Origin of the sequence: Magnetovibrio blakemorei (assembly GCF_001746755.1) — a bacterium.
GTDB lineage: Bacteria > Pseudomonadota > Alphaproteobacteria > Rhodospirillales > Magnetovibrionaceae > Magnetovibrio > Magnetovibrio blakemorei.
Genome location: NZ_MCGG01000017.1, coordinates 31,137 through 48,151, shown reverse-complemented (window position 1 = coordinate 48,151; position 17,015 = coordinate 31,137). Strand labels below are relative to the sequence as shown.

General features: G+C 54.1%; 14 protein-coding genes. 12 read left to right on the top strand and 2 right to left on the bottom strand.

The genetic code is table 11. From position 1 onward, the window contains the following. Position 1: 1 nt before the first annotated feature. Positions 2-610 carry an HD-GYP domain-containing protein gene (locus BEN30_RS05525; RefSeq protein WP_069957455.1) on the bottom strand — a complete coding sequence of 203 codons (609 nt, stop codon included), beginning with the start codon at positions 608-610 and terminating at the stop codon, positions 2-4. Positions 611-967: 357 nt separating this feature from the next. On the opposite strand from BEN30_RS05525, the gene BEN30_RS05520 reads away from it, so the two are divergent. From BEN30_RS05520 to tsf, 4 genes are all read left to right on the top strand, one after another. Continuing rightward, positions 968-3,454, top strand: coding sequence for a tetratricopeptide repeat protein (locus BEN30_RS05520; protein WP_084005085.1), 2,487 nt, complete (start codon positions 968-970; stop codon positions 3,452-3,454). A gap of 54 nt (positions 3,455-3,508) precedes the next feature. Further along, positions 3,509-6,982, top strand: a complete 3,474-nt coding sequence (gene dnaE / locus BEN30_RS05515) for a DNA polymerase III subunit alpha (protein WP_069957345.1) — start codon at positions 3,509-3,511, stop codon at positions 6,980-6,982. A gap of 587 nt (positions 6,983-7,569) precedes the next feature. Then, positions 7,570-8,382: a 30S ribosomal protein S2 gene (rpsB, locus tag BEN30_RS05510; protein WP_069957344.1), complete on the top strand. Its 813-nt coding sequence runs from the start codon at positions 7,570-7,572 to the stop codon at positions 8,380-8,382. Positions 8,383-8,445: 63 nt separating this feature from the next. Then, entirely contained in the window at positions 8,446-9,345 is a 900-nt protein-coding gene (tsf, locus tag BEN30_RS05505; protein WP_069957343.1) for a translation elongation factor Ts, read from the top strand. Between the two features lie 79 nt (positions 9,346-9,424). On the opposite strand, the gene BEN30_RS05500 is transcribed toward tsf, so the two are convergent. Continuing rightward, positions 9,425-9,802 (bottom strand): hypothetical protein, encoded by a 378-nt coding sequence (locus tag BEN30_RS05500; protein WP_069957342.1) that lies wholly within the window; start codon positions 9,800-9,802, stop codon positions 9,425-9,427. Positions 9,803-10,089: 287 nt separating this feature from the next. On the opposite strand from BEN30_RS05500, the gene BEN30_RS05495 reads away from it, so the two are divergent. From BEN30_RS05495 to rseP, 8 genes are all read left to right on the top strand, one after another. Continuing rightward, positions 10,090-10,806 (top strand): LuxR family transcriptional regulator, encoded by a 717-nt coding sequence (locus BEN30_RS05495; RefSeq protein WP_170826970.1) that lies wholly within the window; start codon positions 10,090-10,092, stop codon positions 10,804-10,806. Positions 10,807-10,920: 114 nt separating this feature from the next. After that, a complete protein-coding gene (locus tag BEN30_RS05490; RefSeq protein WP_069957340.1) occupies positions 10,921-11,565 on the top strand; it encodes an acyl-homoserine-lactone synthase in 645 nt (214 codons plus the stop codon). 217 nt (positions 11,566-11,782) lie between these two features. Next, entirely contained in the window at positions 11,783-12,499 is a 717-nt protein-coding gene (gene pyrH, locus BEN30_RS05485; RefSeq protein WP_069957339.1) for a UMP kinase, read from the top strand. Between the two features lie 97 nt (positions 12,500-12,596). Continuing rightward, positions 12,597-13,118 carry a ribosome recycling factor gene (gene frr / locus BEN30_RS05480; protein ID WP_069957454.1) on the top strand — a complete coding sequence of 174 codons (522 nt, stop codon included), beginning with the start codon at positions 12,597-12,599 and terminating at the stop codon, positions 13,116-13,118. Between the two features lie 63 nt (positions 13,119-13,181). Beyond that, positions 13,182-13,919 carry an isoprenyl transferase gene (locus BEN30_RS05475; RefSeq protein WP_139134870.1) on the top strand — a complete coding sequence of 246 codons (738 nt, stop codon included), beginning with the start codon at positions 13,182-13,184 and terminating at the stop codon, positions 13,917-13,919. Next, positions 13,912-14,598 (top strand): phosphatidate cytidylyltransferase, encoded by a 687-nt coding sequence (locus tag BEN30_RS05470; RefSeq protein ID WP_245648994.1) that lies wholly within the window; start codon positions 13,912-13,914, stop codon positions 14,596-14,598. The genes BEN30_RS05475 and BEN30_RS05470 overlap by 8 nt, the downstream gene beginning before the upstream one ends. Further along, complete coding sequence (locus tag BEN30_RS05465; RefSeq protein WP_084005079.1) at positions 14,586-15,803, top strand: 1-deoxy-D-xylulose-5-phosphate reductoisomerase; 1,218 nt, start codon at positions 14,586-14,588, stop codon at positions 15,801-15,803. Before BEN30_RS05470 ends, BEN30_RS05465 begins: the two co-directional genes overlap by 13 nt. A gap of 42 nt (positions 15,804-15,845) precedes the next feature. Beyond that, positions 15,846-17,000, top strand: coding sequence for an RIP metalloprotease RseP (gene rseP / locus BEN30_RS05460; protein WP_069957338.1), 1,155 nt, complete (start codon positions 15,846-15,848; stop codon positions 16,998-17,000). Positions 17,001-17,015: the final 15 nt, after the last annotated feature.

Genomic DNA, 17,015 nt, shown 5'->3' with positions numbered 1-17,015 from the left:
GTTAGGATTTTTTCGCCCTAAATGCGCTGGATTCAATAATTTTGCAAAAGACCCGCATGAGTTCAGGATCATGCTTTTTTCCGGATTCTTCATGCAATATAACCATGATTTCCGAGTGCGTTCGAGCGTGATGGTATGACCTTGTAACGGCCATTGCGTCGTAGCTGTCGGCGATGGAGATAATCCGGGAAAAAACAGGAATTTTTTCTCCTATAAGTTTGTCTGGATAGCCCATGCCGTTGTAATGTTCATGGTGGTGTCGAATCAACAGAGCAGCCTGTTGAGAGCCTTCGAGTTCTGTCCCGACCATTATTTTTTCTCCGATTTCGGAGTGTTTTTTCATGATTTCCCACTCGTCTTCGTCAAATTGGGAAGGCTTGAACAGAATGTGGTCAGGTATACCGATTTTGCCTATGTCGTGGAATGAAGAGGCAATATTGAGAATGTTAGCCTCATTTTTTGCTAGACCGCAATATTCCCCAATTTTCATGGAAAGACCGTTCACACGCTCGGAATGAAGGCGCGTTAATATATCTCGGTAACCCAGCGCAATAGACAGGGCTTTGGTATACTTGAGCAGAGTATTGAAAATCTGATCTTCCAGTTCCATGCGAGCGCCTCGGTTGTGAACTTCATAAATAGATGGGTGTTCTGTATCCATTTGTCCGCATAAAAAAACTCTTGTTTATTGCGAGCCCCCAGAAGGGGCGTTGCAATCCATGTTCTGGACGTGGATCTGGTGGCGTGAGGTGGATTGCATCGTCGCTGCGCTTCTCGCAATGACGCGAAATGTTATGCGGACAGGGCTCCGTTAAGGCTCTGCACGATCGTACCTTACCCCCCCCTCAAATTTAGCTGGGCAGACTCGCCAATGGTGTGATTGTATCAGTTTTATGACAGCCGCCGATTTCGGCCCTTTGCGTGTTTGCTGCGCGCAAATCGTGGTTAGCCTCAAAGAGTAAGGTCAATGTCGTCTCGCAAATTTAAAAAGAGTGGTCGATTGGCGTCCGGAAAATCCGCACTTCAGCGCACCCTAAACACGGCCATTCAACAACACCAAGCGGGTGATTTGAGGGCGGCAAAGACGTCCTACGAACAAATCTTAAAAGCGGACCCAACTCACCCCGCCGCCTTGCACTTGCTGGGCGTCTTGGCGCATCAAATGGGTAAAGGTGAAATTGCCATAGAGCTTATTTCCAAAGCGATTCACCATATGCCGGGCGTCTGTGAAATGCACTTCAATCTAGGATATGCACTTAAGGGTGCAGGAAAATTGGAGGACGCCTTAACCCAGTACAGATTGGCCATCAATTTAAAGCCGGATTATGTCGAGGCGGTCTACCATTTAGGTTTGGTGTTACATGAGCTGGGGCAATGGGCAATTGCCGAAGAGGCCTTTCAGAACCTTTTGAAGCTTAAACCAGATAGCCCCAATGCCCATTTCGTCTTAGGCAACCTTTTTAAGGAGCAAGGTCGATTTGCGGATGCCACTGTGGCCTATCAGAGCGCAATCGCACATAAACCCGATATGTTTGAAGCGTATGCCAATCTGGCTTTGGCGATGCAAAAGCAGGGGAGGCCGGATGAGGCCGTTGCTCTTTTTCAAAAAGCCCTGATGCTTGCGCCCGACGAGGCGCAATTGCACTACAATTTAGGCAACGCGTTACAAGATGCCAGACGCATTGAAGAGGCTGTTGCAAGCTATCGCCAGGCGCTGAGCATGGCGCCGAACCTTGTCGGGGCACATTTTAATTTGGCCCGCTCTCTTGAGCATCTCGGTGACGCCAATGCCTTTCGACATTTCTGGCAAGCCGTTGTGCTGGATGCAGATAACGACCTGTATTGGGCGGCCTTTGCAAACAGCGTGATGGGACTTGAGCTTACAGCCGCTGATGCGGACTTTTTAACCACCTTGGACGTTCTGCTGAATCGCCCCAATGTTCGCCCCCGCGATTTGGCCCACACGATCATCAATGCGCTCAAATGCCAGCCAGACTTTTGGGCAATTGTCCAAAAGGTGCTGAATTCCAACTCTGACGATGATGTGGCGTTTGAAACGGTGGCGAAGCACTTTTCCGAGTTCCCGGTGTTTATGCGCCTCATGAGGCTGAGCCCGCTCACGGACTTGGGTGTGGAAAGGATGCTCACGCGTTTACGACACGCGTTGCTCCGTCACGTTTTGAGTGGAGAGCTGAGCGCACAAGGTCTCGCGTTCGCCGCAGCAATGGCGCAACAATCCTTTGCCAACGAATTTGTCCTATGTGAAACCGCTGCAGAAAGCGATCAGGTTGAGGCGTTACACCGACAGATTGCCCAGACAATTGAGGATGGACAAAATCCGGACTCACATCAGATCCTTGCCTTGGCGACTTACAGGCCTCTCCATGGATATGCGTGGGCGGAAAAACTTGTCGATGGTGTGTGGCCCGATGTGGTTCGTGAGGTGATCCGGTGTCAGATTGAGGAGCCTTTGCAAGAACGCGTGTTTCGAGGCTGCATGCCTTGCCTGGCCCCCATTGATGGTGATGTTTCGCAGGCTGTTCGCGACCAGTATGAACAAAATCCTTATCCACGGTGGTTAAAAACGGCCGTGCAAAATCGTACTCTGGATTTTTCTCAATCCATTCAAAGTTTGCAGTTTTGGCGGGAACCGGAACCGTTTTGTGCGGCTGCGCCGCCCCAAGTTCTCATTGCGGGCTGTGGCACCGGACAACAATCTGTAAACACGGCCTCATGGTTGCCGGATGCCCAGGTCCTGGCTGTTGATTTAAGTCTCTCCAGCTTGTCGTATGCCTGGCGCAAAACGAACGAGTTGGGCATTTCCAACATTGAATATGCCCAAGCGGATATCTTAGCGTTGGGGAATTTAAAGAGGTCATTTGATTTGGTTGAATCCGTTGGCGTTCTTCATCATATGGAGGACCCGGTTCAGGGCTGGAAAGTCTTGGTTGATGTGTTGCGTCCCGGCGGTTTTATGAAGATTGGTCTCTACAGTGAATTGGCGCGCCAATCTGTCGTTCAAGCCCGCGCCCTCATTGCAGATCAGGGCTATGCCTCAACCCCGCAAGACATCCGGCGTCTTCGGGAAGATCTTGTTGCAATGGGTGAAGCAGGCAATTCAGAGCTTTCCAAGCTGTTCCAACTATCTGATTTTTATAGTTTGAGCGAATGCCGGGACTTGCTTTTTCATGTTCAGGAACATCGTTTTACGTTGGCTCAGATCAATGAGATTTTGCAAGAACTGAACTTGACCTTTCTTGGCTTTGAACTGCGCCGTGAGAGCGTCCGCAGGCAATTTGAAAGAGACCACCCGCAGCCCGGCGCTTTGCAACAGTTGGCGTGCTGGCATGACTTTGAAACCCGGCATCCGGATACGTTTATCGGCATGTATCAGTTCTGGTGCCAAAAAAGTTCATCCGGAACGGCAAGAGCTGAGCATATAGCTTTCAATTAGCGCTGGCCAATTAACACTGGGCAGACTCGTCGTGGATGTGGTTTTATCGGCTTTATGTCTCACGCTGATTTTGTTCACTTGCGCGTTCACAGCGCTTATTCCCTGTCCGAGGGCGCGATCCGCGTTAAGGATTTGAACGGCTTGTGCAATAAGCACAAGATGCCAGCCGTTGCCGTGACCGACACCAACAACCTGTTCGGGGCCTTGGAGTTTTCCTTGGGCGCTGTCGACGGCGGGGTGCAGCCCATTATCGGCGTGCAAATTGCCGTGAGCCGGGAAGGGGGCGACAACCCCAGTATGGGCCGCACCGTCACCCAGCAGCGCCCCGACACCGTCGTGTTGCTGGTGCAAAACGATGTGGGCTATCGCAACATCCTCAAATTGCTGTCCACGGCGTATATGGATTCAGATGACGTCGAAGACCCCCAAGTCACCATTGATCACCTGCAAACCTATTCGGACGGGCTGATTTTGTTGACCGGCGGCGTGCACGGCCCGGTGGGCCGCATGCTGGTGGACGGCCAAGTTGACCACGCCGAGGCCTGCCTGGAGCGCTTGCTGAAAGCCTATCCGGGGCGGGTGTACATTGAGCTGCAACGCCACGGCCTCAAAGAAGAAGCGCAAATCGAGGCGCAGATGATCGATTGGGCCTACGCCAAAAACGTGCCCTTGGTCGCCACCAACGAGGCTTTTTTTGTCGACCGCAATATGTTCCAATCCCACGATGCACTGATTTGCATTGCGGCAGGCGCTTATGTCAGCCAAGACCAGCGCCGTCGCCTGACCACCGACCATTATTTCAAATCGCCCGAAGAAATGAAGGTTCTGTTCGCCGACGTTCCCGAAGCCATCGCCAACACCTTGGTGGTGGCGCAACGCTGCGCCTTCAAGGTGGAGCGGGTGAAGCCGATTTTGCCGCCGTTCGATTGCGGCGAAGGACGCAACGAACAAGACGAATTGCGCAAGCAATCGCGCGATGGGCTGGAGCGTCGATTGGAAGCTCAGGTCTTTACCCCGGGGCTGTCGGACGCCGAAAAAGAAGCCGTAGCCAAGCCGTATCGGGAACGCCTGGAATTTGAGCTGGGCGTGATCATCCAAATGGGCTTTCCCGGATACTTCCTGATCGTGGCCGATTTCATCCAATGGGCCAAGGACCACGACATTCCGGTGGGGCCGGGGCGTGGTTCGGGTGCGGGCTCGGTGGTGGCGTGGGTGCTGACCATTACGGACTTGGACCCGCTGCGTTTTGGTTTGCTGTTCGAACGGTTCTTGAACCCCGAACGTGTGTCCATGCCTGACTTCGACATCGATTTTTGCCAAGATCGCCGCGACGAAGTCATCAAGTACGTGCAAGACAAATATGGCCGCGATCACGTCGCCCAGATCATCACCTTTGGAAAGCTGCAAGCCCGCGCGGTGCTGCGCGATGTTGGCCGGGTGCTGGAAATGCCCTACGGCCAGGTTGACCGCATCTGTAAAATGGTGCCCAACGATCCGGGCAAGGCCATGAGCCTGCCCGAAGCGGTGGAAGCAGAACCCGAACTGCGCCGCATGATCAAAGAAGAGCACGAAGTCGCCCGCCTGATCGAAATCGCCAAGCCGTTGGAAGGTCTATACCGTCATGCCTCGACCCACGCGGCGGGGGTGGTGATCGGCGACCGGCCGCTGGACCAGTTGGTGCCGCTGTATCGCGATCCGCGTTCCGACATGCCGGTGACGGGCTTCAACATGAAGTACGTGGAACAAGTCGGACTGGTGAAGTTCGATTTCTTGGGCCTGAAAACCCTGACTGTGTTGTCCACGGCAGTGAAGTTTGCGCTGGAAGGCGGGAACAGCATTGATCTGACCACCGTGCCCTTGGACGATCAACCGTCGTTCGATCTGTTGCAGCGCGCCGAAACCCAAGGCGTGTTTCAGTTGGAATCGGCGGGCATGAAAGATCAGCTGCGCGGTCTGCGTCCCACCACGTTTGAAGACATCATCGCGATCGTGGCGCTCTATCGTCCCGGTCCGATGGAAAACATTCCAAGCTATATTCGCCGTAAACATGGCGATGAGCAGCCCGACTACATGTACCCGACCTTGGAGCCGATTCTCAAAGAGACTTTCGGCATCATCATCTACCAAGAACAGGTCATGCAGATCGCCCAAGAGCTGTCGGGCTATTCCCTCGGCGGTGCGGATTTGCTGCGCCGCGCCATGGGTAAAAAGAACCAAGAAGAGATGGACAAGCAGCGCGCCCAGTTCATCGAAGGCGCGGTGGCCCGGGGCGTGCCGTCGGCCAAGGCGGATCAGATTTTTGATCACGTCAACAAATTCGCCGGCTACGGCTTTAACAAATCCCACGCCGCAGCTTATGCCTTGGTGGCCTATCACACGGCCTATATGAAGGCCAATTTCCCTTACGAATTTATGGCCGCGTCCATGACCTTGGACTTGGGCAACACCGACAAACTCAACGCCTATCGCCAGGAATTGGACCGTATGGGGGTGAAGCTGTTGTCGCCCGACATCAACGCGTCGGAAACATTCTTTAAGGTGGAACGGGGCAAGGACGGCAAGCCCACCGCCATTCGCTACGCTCTGGCGGCGCTGAAAAACGTCGGTGAAGCGGCCATGGCCAGCCTCATTGGCGAGCGCGCCAAAAACGGCCCGTTCAAAGACCTGGAAGACTTTGCCGGGCGCTTGGACACCCATCAAGTGAACAAGCGGCAAATGGAAAATATGGTGCGCTCCGGCACTTTTGATAGCCTCAACCCCAACCGCCGACAACTCCATCAAGGGATTGAGGCGATCATGAGCGAGGCCTCCGCCCAGCAATCTGACCGGGAAAGCAATCAAATCGGCTTGTTTGGTGGTGGCGATCAGCCCAAACAGACCATCCGGCTGCCCGATGTGGCCGATTGGCCGCCCATGGAACGGTTGCGCGAAGAATTTGACGCCATCGGCTTTTACCTCAGCGCCCACCCCTTGGACAGTTATGGCAAAAGCCTGCAACGCCTGGAAGTCGTGCCCTTTTCCAAAGTGCTGGCACGCGGTCAATCGGGCAACTTCACCTTGGCGGGCACGGTGGTGTCGAAAAAAGAACGCATCAGTCAAAAGGGCAAGCGCTACGCCTTCGTGACGTGCTCGGACGCGTCGGGCTCCTATGAAGTGATGATGTTTTCCGAAACTCTGGCGGCGTCGGCGGATTTGCTGGAACCGGGAACGGCGGTGCTGATCAAGGCCACCGCGCAATTTGAAGGCGAAACCGTCAAGCTGCTGGCTCAATCTATGCGCGGACTGGACAAAATGGCGGCGCAAACGTCAGCAGGCCTGCAAATCACCATCACGGATGACAAACCGCTGGCTGACCTGCAAGCGGCCATGGAAAATGCCAAACCGGGACGGGGAGAGGTGCGCATCTTGGTCCGCACGGCTCAATATGAAACCTCTATTGCGCTGAAAGAAAAGCCCGTCTCCGTCACGCCGGAACTCCTCCACGCGGTTTATTCCATCGCGGGTATTGCCGAAGTGCAGGAGATTTGAGGGGAGGGGTGGTGAGAAGGATGCTCTTAAGCGATCCAGAACAAGCTGCCCACAAGTAGAACCAGCACAACCGCGCAGAATTTGCAGTTGCGCAGGAACAAATGGTGCTCGCGGATGGTTCGGGCTTGGTGATAACGCATGTGCTGTTCTCCGGAACCTCAGTATAACGCAGCGGGCGGATCGGCTCGATAGCTTATTTCATCAGCATTTTATTGCTCTGGTTAGACCGTCATGCTGACGATGCCCGCCGCCACCAAAAGCAAAACAAGGCTGCCAATTTTGCAATTTCGGATGAATATGGACCGCTGGCGAATGGCTCGAGCTTGATGATAGCGCATGTTCTGGCTCCTGACTTAAGATTCATTCTTAACATACGCACACGTTAGAATAATTCAAATGTATTTTTTGTTGCATTTCTCTTGCAATGCGCCTGTGAAAAGCCTAAAAAACCGCCACGCATCCCATGAGGGGCTGCGATTTCGCACGTGGACGTGCGGCCCCGGCGCAAATTCGTCGGTGTGTCGCTCCGGTGTTTCTCGGCTGAGAGACGGTGTCCGCGGAGGCTTAACCGGAATAGGAACAACAAAATGGCAATGCCAACCTTTACCATGCGTCAGCTCTTGGAAGCCGGCGTTCACTTCGGTCACAACACCCGTCGTTGGAACCCCAAAATGGCGCCGTACCTGTTTGGTGCGCGCAACTCCGTTCACATCATTGATTTGGGCCAAACTGCACCGCTGCTGTCGCGCGCTATGGAAGCCGTTCGTGACGCCGTCGCGGGTGGTGGACGTGTGCTGTTCGTCGGCACCAAGCGTCAGGCCTCTGAAAAAGTCGCTGAAACCGCACGCAACTGCGGTCAGTACTTCGTCAACCACCGTTGGTTGGGCGGCATGATGACCAACTGGAACACCATTTCCGGTTCCATCAAACGCTTGCGCGAACTGGACGCTCAGTTGACCGATGCGCAGAAAAGCGAAGGCCTGACGAAAAAAGAACTGCTCCAGCTGACCCGCGAACGCGATAAGCTGGAACTGGCGTTGGGCGGCATCAAAGACATGGGCGGTCTTCCCGACATCATGGTCGTCATTGACACCAATAAAGAAGCCAACGCCATCGCCGAAGCGAACAAACTGGGCATCCCCGTGGTTGCCATTTTGGACAGCAACTCCGATCCCAAGGGCGTCGATTATCCGGTGCCCGGCAACGATGACGCCATTCGCGCCATCACCACTTACTGCGAACTGATTTCCGGTGCTGTGCTGGACGGTATTCAGGCTGAAGTGGGTAAGCGCGGCGGTGATATCGGTGCGGCTGCTGAGCCGATCGCAGAAGTTCTGCCCGATGCTGAAGCTGCTGCTGTTGCGGACACGGTTGTCGAAGCCGCTGCTGCGACCGAGTAAATTGATTTTAATAAATGTGTCATAGCAACATGCTAGGACAACATCTTAAAGGAGATATTTAAGATGGCTGCTATTACTGCTGCTCTGGTGAAAGAGCTCCGCGAAAAGTCTGGCGCGGGAATGATGGATTGCAAAAAGGCCCTCGGCGAGACCGATGGCGACATGGACGCTGCGGTCGATTGGCTGCGCACCAAAGGCTTGGCTGCTGCTGCCAAAAAGTCCGGTCGTATCGCGGCTGAAGGCTTGGTTGGCGTGTACGTCGATGGCGCAAAAGGCGCCATGGTCGAAGTCAACTCCGAAACCGATTTCGTGTCGCGTAACGATCAGTTCCAAAACTTTGTATCCTCTGTGACCAAGTTGGCCATGGACTCAAATGGCGATTTGGCCGCGTTGAACGCCATGGATTTCCCTGGTACGGGTCGCACCGTAGCGGAAGAACTCACCCATTTGATCTCGACCATTGGCGAAAACATGAACATTCGCCGCGTGCAGGTGCTCAACGTGGACGGCGGCGAAGTGGCCGCATACGTTCACGGCGCCATCGCAGACGGTTTGGGCAAAATCGGCGTGATGGTCGGTGCAACGGGCGATAATGCACAGAGCTTCGGCAAGCAAGTCGCCATGCACGTCGCCGCCACCAACCCGGCTTCCTTGTCGCGTGATGACTTGGACCCGGAATTGCTGCAACGTGAAAAGCAAATTCTGATCGAACAAGCCCGTGAATCCGGCAAACCCGAAGAAATCATCGAAAAGATGATTGTCGGTCGTATCTCCAAGTACTACGCAGAAGTGTGCTTGTTGGAACAGACCTTCGTGATCGACGGCGAAAGCAAAGTTTCCAAGGCTGCTGAAGCCGCTGGCGTGGACGTCAAAGCGTTTGTGCGCTTTGGTCTGGGCGAAGGCATCGAAAAGAAAGAAGAAGATTTCGCAGCCGAAGTGGCTGCGGTCGCAGGCGGCAACTAAGCCCCGCGTCTTCAAATTAACAAAAAAACGGGGGCTTCCTGATGGGAAGCCCCCGTTTTTGTTTGTCTGAATGTTTAACCTAATTGACGCATTTGTCGTTGTTGGCCAACCAATGCAAGGCGTTGGACGCATTGACGAACGTTTCCGGGTCTTCGACTTGCAATTGGTTCATGCGATCCGACAAATCGTAAAACGTCGAAATCAGTGTTTCGGGCACGTTGGAAGCAAAATTACAACGCCCCCTGGAATGACCAAACGGCATCACTTCGGCGCGAATGTTGGGCAAGCCTTGAACCGCATGCATAGGCTGCGTTTCCGACAAAAGAGTTTTGATGACGTTCAAAACGCAGGCAAGGTCTTCGACGGTTTCAGCTTGTTCAGCTTCCACGTGAAGATACTCAAGCATGGCATGAATGCTTTCGCTGGACAGCGGGGCCGTGGTTTTGTTTTTGCTCATCGTATCCTCCGTTGGCGACGTGTCTGTGCTGAGGCAAGGTCTCTGCACTTGATGTGTTCGTGTCTCACAATTATCGAGATGAATTCGAGCATATGTTGCCCATTTGAGGGTACTACGGAGGTACGTAGGGTCAGATAAAAGGTTCCGACCCTAGACATTTGTGCTATGCTCTTTTAAAGTTGAGATCTGCTTTTAATGCAACTGCATTGAGGGGGGCGATGGACGCGAGACGGGCATTTTGCGGACAACGTGGCGAGGGTGAGGTTGCGGTAAGGGGCGCGGGGCTGATGGCATTGGCTAAGTTCATCGAAGATACGTTGGCGGCGGACGATCCCGCGCAACTGTTTTCAAGTTATCTGCATGCGCTTGAGCAAATCGGCGTTGATCGGGTGATGTATAGTGCGTTGCGCAATACCCACCACGATGAAGTCAAAATCCCCGGCATATCCCATTGCTACCCGGATGACTGGGTCAGCTACTACATGGAACACAATTATGTGCAGTTGGACCCTGTGCGTCAGCATTGTTTGGCAACGCGCAATGGTTTCATGTGGGATGAAATGCTGCGATCTCGCGATGTCACTTCGGCACAAAAAAAGCTGATGAACCAAGGCACGGAGGCAGGGCTTCACACGGGCCTGGCAATACCGTTTCACGGCCCCTACGGGGAAGTTTATGGGGTTGGTTTGGCGTGCAGCACAAAAGTACCCGATCTCAGTCGGTTTTTGCGTCAAATTGAGATTATGTCCGTCCAGTTTCACGTGGTTTTTTCGTCCCTGCACGATCAGGCGCGAAATGCCGTTGGCAAAAGCTTGACGCCGCGCGAAACAGAGGTCATCAAATGGTGCGCCGTGGGCAAAAGCAATTGGGCTATCGGCGAAATTCTCAACATCAGTGAGCACGGTGTGGATTTTCATATCCGCAATATCTTGCGCAAACTCGATTGTGACACGCGCATTTCTGCCGTCGTTAAGGCGCTTCACGGTGGCCTGATTAAACTTTAATCCACAGTCTTTTGCGCCAGAGCAGCGCAATCCTACGCTGGTGCGTAGGTTACATCTATATTCATGACTTGGCATCTTTGCCCTCAGATTTTCTGGGAACAAAGGGCAAATATCATGACCGTCGATTGCTTTAACTACGAAACCGCACACCTCTATGGCGACGCCTTGGCGTTACAGTTTCGCTTGCGTCACCGCGTCTTTATTGAGCGCCAAGCTTATAACGTTCCGTCACACAAAGGGATGGAATACGACCAGTTCGATAATCCCGCCGCTCAATACTTTGTCTGGCGTGACAACCGGGGCGTGGCGCGGGGCGTTGCCCGCCTTGCGCCGACATCGGTGAATTATATGCTGGAAGAGGTGTGGCCGCACATGGTGCAAGACATTGGCTTGCCGAAATCCGATCGCATTTGGGAAGGAACCCGTTTTGGTGTGGATCGGGACTTGGACCCAAAACAGCGCAATACAATCGTTAAGGAATTGGTGTGCGCGTACATCGAATACGCCATCCTCAACGGGATCGATGACATCATCGGGGTTATGCCAGTGGGGATTTGGCGCGCGGTGTTCGCCCGCAACGGCTGGAAATCAGAGACCATCGGGCCGGTGTGGCGTGAAGACGGCATCGACTTGGTGGCGGCAAAACTGCCATGTTCGCTGGAGGTTCTGCACACCGTGCGCCGCCGCACTCAAGCCAGCAATGTTTTGCAGATTTTGGGTGCCGATCAATTTCTGGGTCAAGACCTCGAAGCGGCATAACCGCCGGACTTCATCCAAAAAGCCGGGGAAGTTTATCCTTCCCCGGCTTTTTTGTGTCCTTTGCGTTGCTTAGGCTTGTGCACACGGGTGCTAAAAGGCTGGAAAAATGGGTATCTTGGTGTAATATCCCCTCCAAATTTAGGCGCGGAGTCGCCTGATCACTGTCCGAGCTGAGCCGCTCAGCAATTAACCCGCCTGATTGAGGAATCCAACGACAATGTCCGAAGCGCCTGTGTACCGACGCGTGTTGTTGAAATTGTCAGGCGAGGGACTGATGGGGGATAAGGACTTTGGTCTGTGCACCGAAACCGTCAACCGCATTGCTGAAGAAGTCAAAACCGTCCACGATATGGGTGTTGAGTTGTGCCTGGTGATCGGCGCCGGCAATATTTTTCGCGGGATGTCGGCGGCGGCTTCGACCATTGAGCGCACCAGCGCCGATTATATGGGGATGCTGGCCACCGTCATGAACGCGCTGGCGATGCAAAGCGCCTTGGAAGCCAAGGGCGTGAGCACCCGGGTGCAGTCGGCCATCCCGATGAATACGGTGTGTGAGCCGTTCATTCGCCGTCGTGCGGTGCGCCATTTGGAAAAAGGCCGGGTGGTGATTTTTGCGGCGGGAACCGGCAATCCGTTTTTCACGACCGATACGGCAGCGGCGCTGCGCGCAATTGAAATGAGCTCGGATGCTCTGTTGAAGGGCACCCAAGTTGATGGCGTTTATAGCGCCGATCCGAAAAAGGATGCCAGCGCCACCCGCTATGAACGCTTAAGTTATCAGCAGGTGTTGGCAGAAAATTTACGGGTTATGGATACCTCGGCCATTGCCCTGGCGCGGGACAATAAGTTGCCGATTTTGGTTTTTGACCTTCACACACCCGGTGCGTTCGCTCAGGTGGTGTGCGGGAAGGGTACGTTTACGACTGTTGAATAATGGGCCTGATGCGCACGTGGCATGGGCACAACTGAGGACTTAAAGGGGATACATCGTGGCCGATATTAACGCTTTGAAATCGGATCTGGAACGGCGCATGGAAGGCGCTGTGGAAGTTCTGCACAAGGAGTTCGGTGGCTTGCGCACGGGGCGCGCCTCAACCAGTTTGCTTGATACCATCACCGTGGAGGCTTATGGCCAGGCGATGCCGCTCAACCAAGTCGGTACAGTGGGGGTCCCGGAACCGCGTTTGTTGGCGGTTCAAGTGTGGGATAAAGGCATGGTGAAAGCCGTGGAAAAGGCTATCATGGATTCTGGATTGGGGCTGAACCCACAATCCGACGGCCAGTTGGTGCGCATACCCATTCCGCCTTTGAACGAAGAACGGCGCAAAGAACTGGCGAAAGTCGCCGGAAAATACACCGAAGAAGCCCGTGTTGCAGTGCGCAATGTGCGTCGCCATGGTATGGATGAGCTGAAAAAGGCGGAAAAGGACGGCGATATTTCCGAAGATGGACTGCGCCAGTATTCTGATGAAATTCAGAAGATGACGGATGCCAACATTGCTAAAATCGATGAGGCCCTGACTCACAAAGAAGCGGAAATCATGCAGGTTTAATCTTTTAGCCTGTCAATTTGTGGCCCTTTGACAACGACAAAGCCGAAGCGAGTATCCGAACGCATGCCGATTAAACCTCAATCCCAACTGGGTGATGCACCATTGCCGGTTCATGTTGCCATCATTATGGATGGCAACGGTCGGTGGGCATCGGCCAGGGGCTTGCCGCGTACGGAAGGGCACCGTCGCGGGGCTGAATCGGTGCGCACTGTCATCAAGGCCGCGTCACGCCTGGGGGTTCGTTATCTCACCTTGTTCGGCTTTTCGTCTGAAAATTGGAAGCGTCCGTCCGGTGAAGTGATGGATTTGATGGGCTTGTTGCGTTTGTATTTGCGCAAGGAATTGGCCGAATTGCATAAACAAGGCGTGCGTTTTCGGGTGATCGGTGATCGTTCCCGCTTGTCCGTCGACATTCAAGACTTAATCATCGTGGCGGAACAGCGTACCCGCGCCAATGTGGGACTCAATTTGGTGCTGGCGCTGAGCTACGGCGGGCGCGCCGAAATCGTGAACAGCGCGCGAAACATGGCGGAGCGCGTCAAAAGTGGCGAGCTGGACCCGGAAAATATTGATGAGGATCTGTTTGCAAAGAGTCTTGAAACCGCTGACATCCCCGATCCTGACTTGCTCATTCGCACCAGTGGTGAGCAACGCTTGTCGAATTTCTTGCTGTGGCAGACGGCCTACACTGAACTTGTTTTTACCGACACCCTGTGGCCTGACTTTAGAACCGAAGAATTTGAACTCGCGCTGAGCCAATATCAATCGCGTGATCGACGTTATGGTTCCGTAGGTGTCTAAAATTTTCTCAAAAGCTCTTATTTTGCGCATCCTCTCCGCCCTGGTTCTGGCCCCATTGGTTTTGGTGCTGGTTCATTTTGGCGGCCCATATTTTGATGTTTTGATTGCTTCGATGGCGGTCATCTTGGTGTGGGAATGGGCGAGCATGGTTGGACGTCGGCCCCTGTGGGTGGCGTTGGGTCTGATCTATGTGGGGCTGTCGGCATTGGCGCTGTGGGCCATTCGTCTGGACGGGGAATGGGGCCAAGTGATGATTTTTTGGCTGTTGGCCATTGTGTGGGGGGCTGACACCGGCGGTTACGCCTTTGGCAAAAATATAGGCGGCCCGAAGTTGGCACCGTCCATCAGCCCCAACAAAACCTGGTCCGGTTTTGTTGGGGGCACTCTTTTGGGTGCCGGGGCGGGGTGGGGTGTTGTGTCTTATTTTCGCCCAGATGATGCGCTAGACAGTGTCGGTGCCAGCGTTGTCTTTGTCAGTGCCGCTTTCGCGGTCGTCAGTCAGGTGGGTGATTTGTTGGAAAGCTGGGTTAAACGCCGTTTTGACGTCAAAGACAGCGGCAATATAATTCCCGGTCATGGGGGGCTGTTTGACCGGGTCGATGGTTTGGTGGCGACGGCAATCGCTCTGGCCTTGATTAATTTCGCATTGCAAGGCAACGTTCTCAAATGGCTGTCGTAAGCACATCATTAAAATCTGCGCCCGAAGACCTGCCCGAAGCCTGGCACCAAGAACGGCGATCGGTGAGCGTTTTGGGCTCCACCGGGTCGATCGGGTGTAACACCGTCGATTTGCTGGCGCGCAACCCGGATGCTTTCAGCGTTGAAGTCCTGACCGGCAACCGCAACGTCAAGCTTTTGGCGGAACAAGCGGTTAGGCTGAAGGCAAAGCGTGCCGTTGTTGCCGATGAAAGCCTCTACGGGGAGCTCAAGTCCTTGTTGTCGGGGACCAACATTGCGTGCGCTGCGGGTGAAGATGCGATCATCGAGGCTGGGGCTCACCCCTCTGACATCTTGGTTGCGGCCATCGTCGGCACAGCGGGCCTGAAACCGACTTTGGAAGGCGCCCGGCGTGGGGCTCTGGTGGCCTTGGCCAACAAAGAAACCTTGGTTTCTGCGGGGGCCCTGATGACCCAAGAGGTCAAAAACGGCGGCGCAACCCTCATTCCGGTGGACAGTGAACACAGCGCCATTTTTCAAGTGTTTGATTTTGAGCGCGTCCAGGCGGTGTCCAAAATCACTTTGACGGCATCGGGCGGCCCCTTTCGCGAAAAGTCGCTGGACGAAATGCAAGCGATGACGCCCGAACAAGCGGTTGCTCATCCCAATTGGGACATGGGCGCTAAAATCAGCGTCGACAGCGCCACCATGATGAACAAAGGCCTTGAAATGATCGAGGCTTTTCACTTGTTCCCGGTTCCCTCGGAAGCCATCGAAGTTTTGGTGCATCCGCAATCGGTGATTCATTCGATGGTGTCGTACGTGGACGGTTCCGTTTTGGCGCAATTGGGTACGCCCGATATGCGCACGCCGATTGCGTTTGCGTTGGCGTGGCCGAAGCGCATGTCGGCGCCATCTGAAACCTTGTCGTTGGCTGACATTGGCACGCTGACCTTCGAAGCCCCGGATACGGTGCGTTTTCCGGCGTTGCGTCTGGCGCGGGAATGCTTGCAGACCGGGGGCGCTGCGCCGACGGTGATGAATGCCGCAAACGAGGTGGCTGTGGCCGCATTTTTGGGGCGAAAAATCGGCTTTCTGGATATTGCGCGGGTGGTCGAAAAGGTGTTGGATGAAGGGGGGCTGGAGCCTTTGTCGGATCTGGACGCGGTATTTGCCATCGACGCGGAAGCCCGTCTTCGTGCCGCTGCGGTTATCGATCGACTTTAATTCATCTTAAATGTTAATGAAATGGAATAATACGTTTTGATAATGGACTTTTTTAATCTTTTGACCGGAACGGTTGTTCCCTTTCTCGCCATTTTGACGGTGCTGGTGTTCGTCCATGAAATGGGCCATTTTTTACTGGCCCGGTGGAACAACGTTAAGGTTGAGGTGTTCTCGGTTGGCTTTGGTCATGAACTGTGGGGTTTTAACGACAAACGCGGCACACGCTGGCGGTTGAGCGCCGTGCCGTTGGGCGGTTACGTGAAGATGTTTGGTGAAGCGGACATGGTGACCGGCGTCGATGATGCCGAAGATCGGCCCATGACCGATGACGAAAGGAAAGTCTCTTTCCATCACAAAGGCCTGGGTCAACGCACGGCCATTGTCGCGGCGGGACCATTGGCCAACTTCTTGTTCGCCGTTTTGCTTTTTTGGGGCGTTAATTCCGTCTTTGGGGTCCCTAAAATTCTTTCCGCCGTGGGTGAAGTGATGCCCGATACGGCTGCTGAAGCGGCCGGTTTCCAAGCTGGCGACGTTATTTTATCGGTCGGTGGACAACCCATCACGTTGTTCAGCGAACTCAGCGAGATTGTTTCGGTCAACGCCCACGTGGCCTTGGACTTTGAAGTCCAGCGTGCGGATGCCATAGTCCATTTGCTGGCCACGCCGCGCAGTTGGAAGGACAGTGAGGGGACAAGCGCAGGCGCGACAGCCTCTTCTTCAGCTTCCGATGAAAAACCGCGCGGATTGTTGGGCGTTCGCCCCTCCGCAGAGCATGTGAAATCGGAACGCGCAGGCCTTGTTGAAGGTTTGGGGCTGGGGATTGAGCAGACCTATTCGTTTTCGGTCAATATTTTGTCCGGATTGGGAGAAATGTTTTCCGGGGAGCGCAGCGCCAAAGAATTGGGTGGGGTTTTGTCCATCGCCGAATTTTCCGGCCAAGCCGCAGAAGCTGGAATCATCAGCACATTGAGCTTTTTGGCCATCTTGTCGATCAACTTAGGCCTGATCAATTTGTTCCCGGTTCCGGTTCTCGATGGCGGTCATCTGGTGTTTTACGCGGCAGAAGCTGTTCGCGGTAAGCCTTTGAGTCAAAACATACAAGAATACAGTTTCCGTTTCGGCATGGTTCTGGTATTGCTTTTGATGGTATTTGCGACCTGGAACGACTTTGGGCGCCTTTTTGAGAAATTTGGATGATGGTTCATCTTTTCT

What these genes read in the sequence shown, in the direction of transcription:
- BEN30_RS05525 (WP_069957455.1), bottom strand. Translation starts at nt 610, where the DNA reads ATGGAACTGGAAGATCAGATTTTCAATACTCTGCTCAAGTATACCAAA.
- BEN30_RS05520 (WP_084005085.1), top strand. Translation starts at nt 968, where the DNA reads ATGTCGTCTCGCAAATTTAAAAAGAGTGGTCGATTGGCGTCCGGAAAA.
- dnaE (WP_069957345.1), top strand. Translation starts at nt 3,509, where the DNA reads ATGTCTCACGCTGATTTTGTTCACTTGCGCGTTCACAGCGCTTATTCC.
- rpsB (WP_069957344.1), top strand. Translation starts at nt 7,570, where the DNA reads ATGGCAATGCCAACCTTTACCATGCGTCAGCTCTTGGAAGCCGGCGTT.
- tsf (WP_069957343.1), top strand. Translation starts at nt 8,446, where the DNA reads ATGGCTGCTATTACTGCTGCTCTGGTGAAAGAGCTCCGCGAAAAGTCT.
- BEN30_RS05500 (WP_069957342.1), bottom strand. Translation starts at nt 9,802, where the DNA reads ATGAGCAAAAACAAAACCACGGCCCCGCTGTCCAGCGAAAGCATTCAT.
- BEN30_RS05495 (WP_170826970.1), top strand. Translation starts at nt 10,090, where the DNA reads ATGGCATTGGCTAAGTTCATCGAAGATACGTTGGCGGCGGACGATCCC.
- BEN30_RS05490 (WP_069957340.1), top strand. Translation starts at nt 10,921, where the DNA reads ATGACCGTCGATTGCTTTAACTACGAAACCGCACACCTCTATGGCGAC.
- pyrH (WP_069957339.1), top strand. Translation starts at nt 11,783, where the DNA reads ATGTCCGAAGCGCCTGTGTACCGACGCGTGTTGTTGAAATTGTCAGGC.
- frr (WP_069957454.1), top strand. Translation starts at nt 12,597, where the DNA reads ATGGAAGGCGCTGTGGAAGTTCTGCACAAGGAGTTCGGTGGCTTGCGC.
- BEN30_RS05475 (WP_139134870.1), top strand. Translation starts at nt 13,182, where the DNA reads ATGCCGATTAAACCTCAATCCCAACTGGGTGATGCACCATTGCCGGTT.
- BEN30_RS05465 (WP_084005079.1), top strand. Translation starts at nt 14,586, where the DNA reads ATGGCTGTCGTAAGCACATCATTAAAATCTGCGCCCGAAGACCTGCCC.
- rseP (WP_069957338.1), top strand. Translation starts at nt 15,846, where the DNA reads ATGGACTTTTTTAATCTTTTGACCGGAACGGTTGTTCCCTTTCTCGCC.